Genomic DNA, 11846 nt, shown 5'->3' with positions numbered 1-11846 from the left:
TGCGAAGCGGAAGAGGGCGGTCACCGCCGTGTCGTCTCAGTCCCCCAGTAACTCGAGCATCTCGACCGACCAGGCCGGCCCGGGCACCAACCCGGCCGCGGCATTCGGCGCCAATGAGTGGCTCGTCGACGAGATCTACCAGCAGTACCTCCAGGACCCCAATTCGGTCGATCGCGCCTGGTGGGACTTCTTCGCCGACTACAAGCCGGGCAAGACCGGCACGGCGGACAAGCCCGGCGCCGCAGCCGCGGGGGCTGCAGCGCCCGCGGCCCCGGCCGCCCCCACCACCGCCCCGGCCGCCCCGGCGCAGCCCGCCGCGCAGGCTCCGGCGCAGCCCGCCGCCCCGGCGAAGGCCGCCCCCGCCGCGCCCAAGGCCCCGGCCCCGGCCGCACCGGCGAAGGCCGCCCCGGCTCCGGCCGCCAAGGCACCCGCCGCGAAGGCCCCCGCCAAGGCCAAGGCCGCCGCGGACACCGAGGCGCCGGCCGGACCGGAGTACGTGACGCTGCGCGGCCCGTCCGCCGCGGTCGCGAAGAACATGAACGCCTCGCTGGAGCTGCCCACGGCCACGTCCGTGCGCGCCGTCCCGGTGAAGCTGCTCTTCGACAACCGCATCGTCATCAACAACCACCTCAAGCGCGCCCGGGGCGGGAAGATCTCCTTCACGCACCTCATCGGGTACGCGATGGTGCAGGCGCTCAAGGCCATGCCGGCCATGAACTACTCCTACGCGGAGAAGGACGGCAAGCCGACCCTCGTCAAGCCCGAGCACGTCAACCTCGGCCTCGCCATCGACCTGGTGAAGCCGAACGGCGACCGCCAGCTGGTCGTCGCGGCCATCAAGAAGGCCGAGACGCTCAACTTCTTCGAGTTCTGGCAGGCGTACGAGGACATCGTCCGGCGCGCCCGCAACGGCAAGCTCGGCATGGACGACTTCACCGGCGTCACCGCCTCGCTGACCAACCCCGGCGGCATCGGCACCGTCCACTCGGTGCCCCGCCTGATGCCCGGTCAGGGCCTCATCATGGGCGTCGGCGCGATGGACTACCCGGCCGAGTTCCAGGGCACCTCGCAGGACACCCTGAACAAGCTGGGCATCTCCAAGGTCATGACCCTGACCTCGACGTACGACCACCGGGTCATCCAGGGTGCCGCGTCGGGCGAGTTCCTGCGCATCCTCTCCCAGCTGCTGCTCGGCGAGAACGAGTTCTACGACGAGATCTTCAAGGCGCTGCGCATCCCCTACGAGCCGGTCCGCTGGCTCAAGGACATCGACGCCTCGCACGACGACGACGTCACCAAGGCCGCGCGGGTCTTCGAGCTGATCCACTCCTACCGGGTCCGGGGCCACGTCATGGCCGACACCGACCCGCTGGAGTACCACCAGCGCAAGCACCCCGACCTCGACATCACCGAGCACGGCCTCACCCTGTGGGACCTGGAGCGGGACTTCGCGGTCGGCGGGTTCGCCGGCAAGTCGATGATGAAGCTCCGCGACATCCTCGGCGTGCTGCGCGAGTCGTACTGCCGCACCACCGGCATCGAGTTCATGCACATCCAGGACCCGAAGCAGCGCAAGTGGCTCCAGGACCGGGTGGAGCGCCCGCGCCCCAAGCCCGAGCGCGAGGAGCAGCTGCGCATCCTGCGCCGGCTCAACGCCGCCGAGGCGTTCGAGACGTTCCTCCAGACCAAGTACGTCGGCCAGAAGCGGTTCTCGCTGGAGGGCGGCGAGTCCGTCATCCCGCTGCTCGACGCGGTCATCGACTCCGCCGCCGAGGCCCGCCTCGACGAGGTCGTCATCGGCATGGCCCACCGCGGCCGGCTGAACGTCCTGGCGAACATCGTGGGCAAGTCGTACGCCCAGATCTTCCGCGAGTTCGAGGGCAACCTCGACCCGCGCTCGATGCACGGCTCCGGCGACGTGAAGTACCACCTGGGCGCCGAGGGCACCTTCACCGGGCTGGACGGCGAGCAGATCAAGGTCTCGCTGGCCGCCAACCCCTCGCACCTGGAGGCGGTCGACCCGGTCCTGGAGGGCATCGCCCGCGCCAAGCAGGACATCATCAACAAGGGCGGCACGGACTTCACCGTCCTGCCCGTCGCCCTGCACGGCGACGCGGCCTTCGCCGGCCAGGGCGTCGTCGCCGAGACGCTGAACATGTCGCAGCTGCGCGGCTACCGCACCGGCGGCACCGTGCACGTGGTGATCAACAACCAGGTCGGCTTCACCGCCGCCCCGGAGTCCTCCCGCTCCTCGATGTACGCCACCGACGTGGCGCGCATGATCGAGGCGCCGATCATCCACGTCAACGGCGACGACCCCGAGGCCGTCGTCCGGGTCGCCCGGCTCGCCTTCGAGTTCCGCCAGGCGTTCAACAAGGACGTCGTGATCGACCTCATCTGCTACCGCCGCCGCGGTCACAACGAGGGCGACAACCCGGAGTTCACCAACCCGCAGATGTACACCCTGATCGACAAGAAGCGCTCGGTGCGCAAGCTCTACACCGAGTCCCTGATCGGTCGCGGCGACATCACCCTGGAAGAGGCGGAGCAGGCGCTCCAGGACTTCCAGGGCCAGCTGGAGAAGGTCTTCGCCGAGGTCCGCGAGGCCACCTCGCAGCCCGCGCAGCCGCACGTCTCCGACCCGCAGGCCCACTTCCCGGTCGCCGTGAACACCGCGGTCTCCGACGAGGTCGTCAAGCGGATCGCCGAGTCGCAGGTCAACATCCCCGAGTCGATCACCGTGCACCCGCGTCTGATGCCGCAGATGCAGCGGCGTGCCGCCTCGGTGGAGAACGGCACGATCGACTGGGGCATGGGCGAGACCCTGGCCATCGGTTCGCTGCTGATGGAGGGCACCCCGGTCCGGCTCGCCGGCCAGGACAGCCGCCGCGGCACCTTCGGCCAGCGCCACGCGGTCCTGGTCGACCAGGTCACGGGCGAGGACTACACCCCGCTTCTCTACCTGACGGACGACCAGGCCCGTTACAACGTCTACGACTCGCTGCTCAGCGAGTACGCGGCGATGGGCTTCGAGTACGGGTACTCGCTGGCCCGCCCGGAGTCGCTGGTCATCTGGGAGGCCCAGTTCGGTGACTTCGTCAACGGCGCGCAGACCGTCGTGGACGAGTTCATCTCCTCGGCCGAGCAGAAGTGGGGCCAGACCTCCGGCGTCACGCTGCTCCTGCCGCACGGTTACGAGGGCCAGGGCCCGGACCACTCGTCCGCCCGCCCGGAGCGCTTCCTCCAGATGTGCGCGCAGGACAACATGACGGTCGCGATGCCGACCCTGCCGTCGAACTACTTCCACCTGCTGCGGTGGCAGGTGCACAACCCGCACCACAAGCCGCTGATCGTCTTCACCCCGAAGTCGATGCTCCGCCTCAAGGCGGCCGCGTCGAAGGTGGAGGAGTTCACCACCGGCGGCTTCCGCCCGGTCATCGGCGACGACTCGGTCGACCCGAGCGCCGTCCGCAAGGTCGTCTTCTGCGCCGGCAAGGTCTACTACGACCTGGAGGCCGAGCGCGAGAAGCGGGGCGTCACGGACACCGCGATCATCCGTCTGGAGCGCCTGTACCCGCTGCCGGGTGCGGAGATCCAGGCCGAGATCGCCAAGTACCCGAACGCCGCGAAGTACCTGTGGGCCCAGGAGGAGCCGGCCAACCAGGGTGCCTGGCCGTTCATCGCCCTGAACCTGATCGACCACCTGGACCTGGCCGTCGGCGCGGACGTCCCGCACGGCGAGCGCCTGCGCCGCATCTCGCGCCCGCACGGCTCGTCCCCGGCGGTCGGCTCGGCCAAGCGCCACCAGGCGGAGCAGACCCAGCTGGTCAACGAGGTCTTCGAGGCCTGACCGGCAGCCCGTACGGCCGAGGGGCCCGTCCCGCGCGCGAGCGCGGGGCGGGCCCCTCGGCCGTATCGCTCAGGTGACCAGCGGTTCGAAGGGCCAGAACCGGGGAGGCGGGTCCGCCGGGCCGGCGGTGAGCAGCTGCCGGCAGGCCGCGGCCAGCGGGTGGCGGGGCCCCAGCACCGCGTCGGCCCGGTCGCTGTTCGTACGCCCCGGCAGCCGCCGGTCCGCGGGCCGCACCAGCGCCGTGTTCAGCGCCCAGCCGATCGACCAGGGATGGTCCTCGCCAACGGCCCGCGCCATCCGGACGACGGCCCGCTCGACGCCCTCGGCCCCCCGGTCCCGGTCCCCGGCCGTCCACCGCATCAGCCCCAGGTTCCCCCGCGTACCGATGGTGTACGGGTGCGCGTCGCCCAGCATGCTCCGGTAGCCGGCCACCACCTGCTCGTGGAGTTCCAGGGCCTCGTCCGGCTCGCCCGCCTCCCGTTGCACGGTGGCGCTTCCGGCGCTGATCAGCAGGGTGAGCGGGGCGTACTCGCCGAAGGCCCGCAGGGCGTCCCGCCTGATGCGGTCCAGGTCCGTGCGCACGGCCGGGGCCCCCCTGGTCGCGTACTGGCACATCGCCAGGTGGTACCGGCCGCGCAGGGTCTGCGGGGCGTTGCCCCCCAGCACCCGCAGATGGTGGTCGACCGTTTCTCGCAGCGCGTGTTCCGCCTCCCGGTACCGGCCGAGGAGCCGCAGGTCCGTGGCGAGGTTGATCTCCGAGTACAGCGCCGGCGGCGCGTCGGGCGACAGCACCGCCCGGCGGGCTTCGAGGCAGCGTTCGTCCAGGGCGAGCGCGTCCCGGTACCGGCCGAGGAGCCGCAGGGAGACGGCGAGGTTGTTCTCCGCGTTGAGGGTGCGCGGGTCCTCGGGGCCGAGGAGCCGGCGGTCGCGTTCCAGGATCGACGCGGACAGCTCCGCCGCCTCCTGATAGCGGCCGAGCCCGCGCAGGTCGGCGGCGAGTCCGCCGGCGGCCCGCAGATGGTCCAGGTCCAGTTCGCCGCGCTCGGCCGCCAGGAAGTCCGCGGTGGCGCGCTCGACCTTCTCGCTGTTCCGGTAGTCGCCGAGGGCCCGCAGCAGGTTGGCGTAGTGGTGGCGCAGGGCCCAGATCCGGGGGTCGGCGGCGCCGAGGGCGCTCTCCCAGGACCGCATCGCCGGTGCGGCGAACCGGATGCCGCTGCCGTACTCGCCGGACAGGTACATGTAGCGCAGGCAGTCGAGGACCAGCTGGTGGACCCGCGGGTCCGTGCTGTCCAGCACCTCCGCCCATTCCAGGTGGGTGGTGAGTGCGGCGTACGCGGGCCAGTGGCGCGGGTCGGAGGGGTCGCCCGGGGCGGTGGCGGCGAGCGCCCGGGCGGCCCCCTCGGCGAGCGCCCGCCGCTCCCGCTCGGGCAGGTCCCTGCGGATGATCTGGTGGACCATGCGGTGCAGGTGGACCGACTCGTCGGCCCCCCGGGACTCCACGCGGATGACGGAGAACCGGCGCAGGTGGCGGATCGCGCTGCTCCACAGCCGCGGTTCGCGCAGCAGCCGGGCGTGGCCCTCGGGCAACACCTCCGGCGGCACGGTCCTGAGCAGGTGCACGGGGACGGCGCCGGGCGCGAAGAAGCAGCAGAGGTGCAGCAGTCCGACGGCTTCCGGGGCGGTCTCGCGGAGTCTGTTCAGCAGGATCGACCAGGCGGTCCGGAAGGCGAGCGGGAAGTCGGCGGACACCCTGACGACGTCCTGGTCGGCGCCTTCTTCGAGCAGTCCGATGTACTCCTCGACCGGCATGGCCGATTCGTTCAGCCAGCCGGCCGCCTGGTCGAGCAGGAGCGGGAGGTCCTCCAGCGCCTCGGCGAGCCGGCCGGCTTCGGCAGGGGTGAGGCGTGGAGCCCGGCTGCGCAGAAGGGCGACCGACTCCTGGCGGGCGTGGGCGGGTACTTCGAGGATGTGGCCGCCGCGCTCGGCCCACTCCGGGTTCCGGGAGGTGATCAGCACGTGTCCGGGCCCGGCGGGCACCAGGTCCCACAGCTGTTCGGGATCGTCCGCCCCGTCCAGGATCAGGAGCCAGTGCGGGGACGGCTCCCCCCGGCCCAGCGCCTCGCGTACGGCTCGGAGCCGTTCGCCGTACTCGTCGCCGGTCGACAGGCCGAGCGCCGGGGCCAGTTCGGCGAACCCCTGCCGGTAGTGGGCGCGCCGGTCCGCGGGCACCCACCAGACGACGTCGTAGTCGGAGACGAAGCGGTGGGCGTACTCCAGCGCCAGCTGCGTCTTGCCGATTCCGGGCATGCCGTGCAGGACGACACGGCGCCGCCCGGGCGCGGCCCGGTGGAACTCCTCGTGGACGGCCGCCAGCAGATCCTCCCGGCCGGTGAAGCGGTGATTGCGGCGCGGTACTCCGCCCCACACGGCGGGCGGGCTCGCCGGGAAGCGGGGTCGCCCCGGTCCGGCCGGGTCCGGCGGCAGCGGGTCGGCGGGCAGTCCCAGCCGGGCGAGGAGCCGCCGCTCCGCCTCCTCGGCGCCGACGCCGGTCAGGTCGACGGCACCGAAGGCGCTCGCGGTTCCGGGGAGCGCGGGCGCGGTGACGCTCACGGCCGCGAACCGGTCCGCCCGGGGGGCGACTTCGGAGCGCAGGGCACGGTCCCACTCCTCGTGGCTCCGGGGTCCGAGCTGGAGGTACCCGTCGCTGAGGATCACCAGAACGCGGCCGGGCGCGAGCGTCAGCTCCCGCAGCGCCTCTTCCAGCGGCACCTCCGGCGCGGGATTCCAGTCCCGCTGGACCACCGGCACCCCGCGCCGCCTCAGCCGGTGACCGATCCACTCCGCCCAGGCCCGGTCGTATCCGGCGGAGCTGATGGTGATGCCCGCGTCGGGCCGCGGGGGGCCCGGCTGCGCGGCCGGCGGGTCCGGGCGGGCGGCGACCGTGCCCCGCACCACCGCTCCGGGGCGGGCCGACTCCGTGATGGCGCAGGGCAGTTCGGCCTTGCGGACCGAGGCGCCCCACTGGTTGAAGATGGTCAGCCGCAGCACACCGGGCCCGGCCGAGGGCCCCGCGGTGACGAGGAACGTCGCGGGCCCGTACGTACCGCCGAAGCGGTGGAGGACGAGGCCGGGGTCCTCGATCGCCTCGCAGACGAAGTGCGGGGCGCCTTCCAGGGCGACGCTGAACGTCAGCTCCTCCTCCTCGTACGGCCAGGCGTCGCCGTCCGTGTCCCCGTGGGCGTCGAGGGGGCCGCGCAGGTCGACGCTGACGCACTGGACCAGGCCCGGCTCCACTTCGGAGAGCCAGCCCACGACGGGCTCGATGAGCAGGGGGCGTTCGTCACGGGTCATGGCCGCCCACCCGCTTCGGCCGGTACGGGCACGCCGGGCCGGCGCGTGGTGAGGCGCAGGGTGCTGAGCGGATGCCCGTAGTACTGGAACATCAGGCTGTACAGGAGCCGCAGCACGTTCCGCTGCCGGTCCGCGTCGAAGGTGCCGTCGTCCTTGACCATCATCGGGACCCCGCCACCCGCCAGGAACGTGTCGTGGACCTGTGCGCGGAAGGCCCGGAGCGCACCGGCGACGGGCCGGCCGGGGTCCTCGGTCACGCTGTCGACGATGCGGCGGATCATCACCCGGGCCTCGGGGTCGCCGACCGCGCCCGCGGAGACGATGCAGCCGCCCGCTCCGTTGCGCAGGAAGATCTGGGTGAACCCGCGCAGGTACTGCCTGCCGTCGCCGCCGTAGTCGAGGAAGCGCCCGGAGTGGCAGGCGTTGAGGCAGACCAGGGCCTCGTCGCGGCCCAGGAGGCGCATGTCCAGGTCGTGGTAGTCGGCCCAGGTGCCACCGGCCAGGGTCAGCTTGCTGAGTTCCTGGTCGAAGGTGCCGTGGCAGCCCATGTAGACCAGGCCGGTGCGCTGCTCGGCGAGATCGTCCAGGTTGTTCAGGAAGCTTTCGATGCCGAAGTGCGGCCGGTGTTCGTACGGCTGGAAGAACTCCTGGTCGCGGGTCATGTCGGCGTGGAAGAAGCTCAGGACCCGGCCGTCCGGGGCGACCGGCCGCTCCGGGAAGTCGTCCAGCCAGCGCGCCACGTCCACGAGCGCGCCGAGCGGCCCGCCGCGCAGCCCGGCGCCCGGCTCGGGGGGCAGGTCCAGGGCCTCCCAGGGCAGCTCGAAGCCGGTCTGGTCCAGGAACACGATCTGGAGGGCGTCGCCGTGGACCCGCCGGCACCGGTTGATCCAGTCCGTCAGCCGGTGCTGGTACCCCGACCAGCGCCGGATGGACCGGAACAGCTCGGAGGGCGGGGTGCCGCCCCGGCGCGCGTGGCCGAACCCGATGTCCGCGGGCCGGAGCTGGCCGGGCCCGGTGGTGTACGGGAGGTGGTCGACGCCCGCGCACCACGCCTCGATGCCGAACGCGTCGGGGTCACCGGCCCCGGTGTGGTGGCGCCCGACCCGGACGCGGGCGTACGCCGTGTCGGGCGGGCGGGCGGCGTCCACGGGTGCGGCGCCCAGGCCGCGAGGTGCCGGGGGGCGCGGACCGGGCAGCGCCTGCGCGGCGGACGCGACCACGCTCCGGATCAGCCGGAGCCGCCCGTCAGCCATGGCTGGCCTGCCGGTCCGGGGCGCCCGGGGCGTCCGCGTCGCCGGCCGGTCCGGCGACCCCGCCGCCCAGGGCCTCGGCCAGGGCCGCCGGAAGCCGGGTGTAGGGGGGCCGGCCGGGGTCCACGACCACGGTGCGGAGGCGGCTGCGGCCCAGGGCACGGATGTGGGCCGCCACCGCCACGGCGTCGTCGACGCCCGTCCGGCGCACCGGGCCGTTCCCCGGCCGGCCGCTGCGGCTCACCGACAGCGGTACGTTGCCCCGGCCGTCGGTGGCGACGACCAGCAGCGCTTCGACCAGTCCGGCGCTGTGGTGCCGGAACGCCCGCCGCAGCGCCTGCCCGGCGAGGTCGAGCCCGTGGGCGAGCGGGGTCGCCCGTCCGGGGCGCCGGGCCAGCGCGGCGGCGATGCGGGGGTCCCGGGTGGAGCGGGCGGTGAACGCGCGGGCCCGGAGCTCATCCGGTTCGCCCTCGCCGCCGACCTCCACCACATGGACGGAGGCCCGGGTGACGTAGGCCCAGCGCAGGAACGGTTCCAGGGCCGGGTACCAGTCCCAGCCGCCCCGGCACGTGTGGTCGAGGACGACGGTCAGCATCCGTACGGGCTCCGGGGCCCGGACGTAGCCGCGCAGGTCCGGCGGGGCGATCACCAGCGGGCCCTCCGCGCCGCCCCGGACGGCCCGGTACTTGGCGGCCTCCATCGCGGTGCGGACCGGGGCCAGGTCCCACAGGTCGCGGGCGCGCCGCACCCCGATGACCGGCCCCCGGGAGGCGCGCGCCGCCGCGTCGCGCCGGGCCGGCAGCCGGAGGGTGGCCTCGCCGTGCCCGGGTCCCGCCACGTCCTCCGGGTACGGGAGGTCCGGGGCCGGTGGCGGCACCCCGGGCGCCTCCGCCGGGCCCAGCGGCTGTGCGGTGTCCGGCCCGTGCACGGGGACACCGGCGTCGGCCTCCTGCTCGGCGCCGCGCGGGCGCTTTGGACGCGGCCCCGGGCGGCCCGCGTCCGGGGGCTCGGGCGCCGCCCGGTCCGGGACGTGCTCGGGCCGCGCTTCCGGGCGGTGCGGGGTGCGGAGCCGGATCAGCCGCGCGGCGCGGTCCACATGGGCGGGGGTGACGGGGAGCGGGGCGTCGGGGCGGGGTGCGTCGGGGCGGGGTGCGTCGGGGCGGGGTGCGTCGGCGTGGGGTGCGTCGGCGCGGGCGCCTTCGGGCTCGCCGTGGCCGTCGAGCCGGGCCAGGGAGCGGGCGATGCGGGCCAGGGCGAGCGCGCGCCGGCCGCCGACGCCCTCCTGCTCGTCCAGGAGGTCCAGCACCACCGAGGCGGCCTCGTCGGTGAGGGTGAGGCGGGGCCGGGGGGTGTCCGGTGCGAGGGCCGTCGCCCAGCCGGCCGGGAGCGGGCCGAGCGGGTCCGGACCGGGGCGCGGGCACAGGTCCGGGGTGGCGAGGCGCAGGGCGAAGCGGTCCAGGAGGTGCGGGGAGAGCAGCGCGGCGTCCTCGGACCGGCAGCACGCCAGCCAGCGTGCGCGGGGCCGCCAGTGGTGCCGTATGCCGGAGTGCTCCAGGACGGCGGTGTCCGAGCCGAGCAGCTGGACGGCGGCGCGCAGGCCGGGGACGCTGAGCCGGGCGAGGTCGGGGACGACGACGAGCCGGGGCCCGTCGTCCGGTTCGGCCAGCGGCCCGGGACCGAAGGTGAACCCGATGCCTTCCGCGCCCCGGCGCACCCGTGGGCGTATCCACAGGTCCTCTTCCACCGTGGCGGCGTCCAGGACGGTCCGGGGCGCTGGGCGGCCCGGCGGGTGCCCGGACGAGCGGCCGAGCAGGTGCGCGAACACCCGGGTGACGACCGGCACGTGCTCGGGCGGGAGGTCGAACAGCAGGACGCCGGCGAGCGAGGGGTCGAGCGCGGCGGAGACGAGCACGGTGAGCAGGCGGCGGAGGGCCCCGTCCGGCTCCTCCGGAGCCTGGTCCCACGTCGTCCGCGCCGGTGTCCGCATGTCAGCCGAAGAGCTCGTCGAGCGCGGATTCCTCTTCCGGTCCCCAGGCCGGCTCGGGCCCGTGCACCGAATCGGGCCTGCGGTGGCGCAGGGCGAGCGGCACCACCCGGCGGACGTGCGCACGCTCCACCGTCCGGGCTCCGTCCTTCGCGGCGAGGGCGCGGGCCGCCTTGGCCACCAGCAGGTCGCCGCGCTGGCCGACGGCTCCGGTGCGGGCGGCGGCCTCGGCGCAGAGCCGGCTGATGTCCCGGTCCAGCCGGACCTCGGTCAGCCGTTCCCGGGCGGCGGTCAGGGCGTCCCGCAGCCGCTCGTTGTCGTCCTCGGCGGCCCGTAACCAGGCGGAGCCGGGGACGAGGCGTTCCTCCTCGAAGGCGAGCACGGTGGTGATCATCCGGTGCCGTTCCTCGATGTCCAGCTCGGCTGCGGTCACCATCAGTCCGAACCGGTCGAGGAGCTGGGCCCGCAGGCTGCCCTCCTCGGGGTTCATCGTGCCGACGAGCCCGAACGAGACATGGGCCTCGGTGTCGATGCCCTCCCGCTGCACGGACAGGACACCGGTGGAGACGACGTCGAGGATGATGTTGACGATGTGGTCGTCCAGGAGGTTGACCTCGTCGACGTACAGCAGCCCCTTCTCGTGCGCCTCCTCCAGGAGGCCGGGCTGCCGTCGCGCCTCTCCGTGCATCAGGGCGTCCAGCTCCCAGCCGCCGAGCACCCGGTCGTCGGTCGCGTTGATCGGCAGGGTCACGGGCAGGCACCCGCCGGTCATCAGGGCGAAGGCCCGCACCACGGTGGACTTGGCCGTGCCGCGCCGGCCCGCGATGAGGACGCCGCCGATGGCCGGTGCGATGTAGTTCAGCTCCAGGGCCAGCTTCAGTTCGTCCTGCCCGACGATGCGGCTGTACGGGAGGATCGGCGCGGGTAACGCCTCGGCCGCCGCGCCGCTCACGAGGGCGCCACCACCGTGGACACCCGGTCCTCACGCCCCGGCTGCCAGCGGAAGGTGACCTGGATCTGCGCCTCCGCCCCGGCCTTCACCACGGCCGCCATGCCCGCCTCGAAGGTGATGCCGACCTGGAGCTCGACCTCGTCGGGCCGCAGCCCGTCCCCGAGGTCGCCCAGCCTGCGCATCGCCTGGGAGGCGCAGCGCCGGGCGAGGTCGAGGCCGTCCCCGTACAGGTCGTGCGCCGCCCCGAGCGCCCGGCGCCCGGCTCCGGCACCGTCCCGGGTGTCCTCGCTGCCGTAGAGGGAGTCGGCGTCGGTGACGGTCGTGAACGCCTCGGCCTCCACGACCACCGGTATGGGGCCGTCCTCGCCGGGTACGGGTGAACCCACGACTACCGTCATTGTCGCCCCCAGTCGCGCGATCGATTTGCGTGAGAAGGTTACTGACAGGACGTCACCGACG

General features: G+C 73.9%; 6 protein-coding genes. 1 reads left to right on the top strand and 5 read right to left on the bottom strand.

Annotated features, from left to right (window positions below):
• Positions 1-28: 28 nt before the first annotated feature.
• A complete protein-coding gene (locus tag ACFUJY_RS32825) occupies positions 29-3850 on the top strand; it encodes a multifunctional oxoglutarate decarboxylase/oxoglutarate dehydrogenase thiamine pyrophosphate-binding subunit/dihydrolipoyllysine-residue succinyltransferase subunit (protein ID WP_383306415.1) in 3822 nt (1273 codons plus the stop codon).
• 69 nt (positions 3851-3919) lie between these two features.
• On the opposite strand, the gene fxsT is transcribed toward ACFUJY_RS32825, so the two are convergent.
• From fxsT to ACFUJY_RS32800, 5 genes are read right to left on the bottom strand one after another with little or no spacing between them, the layout of a single operon-like run.
• Positions 3920-7201: an FxSxx-COOH system tetratricopeptide repeat protein gene (gene fxsT / locus ACFUJY_RS32820; RefSeq protein ID WP_383306413.1), complete on the bottom strand. Its 3282-nt coding sequence runs from the start codon at positions 7199-7201 to the stop codon at positions 3920-3922.
• Positions 7198-8454, bottom strand: a complete 1257-nt coding sequence (locus ACFUJY_RS32815) for a CHAT domain-containing protein (protein ID WP_383306411.1) — start codon at positions 8452-8454, stop codon at positions 7198-7200. The genes fxsT and ACFUJY_RS32815 overlap by 4 nt, the downstream gene beginning before the upstream one ends.
• On the bottom strand, positions 8447-10438 hold the full coding sequence (locus tag ACFUJY_RS32810) for a hypothetical protein (protein ID WP_383306409.1): 1992 nt from the start codon (positions 10436-10438) through the stop codon (positions 8447-8449). Before ACFUJY_RS32810 ends, ACFUJY_RS32815 begins: the two co-directional genes overlap by 8 nt.
• A 1-nt stretch (position 10439) precedes the next feature.
• A complete protein-coding gene (locus ACFUJY_RS32805; protein ID WP_383306408.1) occupies positions 10440-11387 on the bottom strand; it encodes an AAA family ATPase in 948 nt (315 codons plus the stop codon).
• Positions 11384-11773, bottom strand: coding sequence for a CU044_2847 family protein (locus ACFUJY_RS32800; protein ID WP_383306406.1), 390 nt, complete (start codon positions 11771-11773; stop codon positions 11384-11386). Before ACFUJY_RS32800 ends, ACFUJY_RS32805 begins: the two co-directional genes overlap by 4 nt.
• Between the last annotated feature and the right edge of the window lie 73 nt (positions 11774-11846).

Source organism: Streptomyces sp. NPDC057249 (genome assembly GCF_042669245.1).
In the GTDB taxonomy this organism is placed as follows: Bacteria; Actinomycetota; Actinomycetes; order Streptomycetales; family Streptomycetaceae; genus Streptomyces.
Note: the sequence above shows the minus strand (reverse complement) of the source record. Positions and strands in the feature narration are given on the sequence as shown.

What these genes read in the sequence shown, in the direction of transcription:
- fxsT (WP_383306413.1), bottom strand. Translation starts at nt 7,201, where the DNA reads ATGACCCGTGACGAACGCCCCCTGCTCATCGAGCCCGTCGTGGGCTGG.
- ACFUJY_RS32815 (WP_383306411.1), bottom strand. Translation starts at nt 8,454, where the DNA reads ATGGCTGACGGGCGGCTCCGGCTGATCCGGAGCGTGGTCGCGTCCGCC.
- ACFUJY_RS32810 (WP_383306409.1), bottom strand. Translation starts at nt 10,438, where the DNA reads ATGCGGACACCGGCGCGGACGACGTGGGACCAGGCTCCGGAGGAGCCG.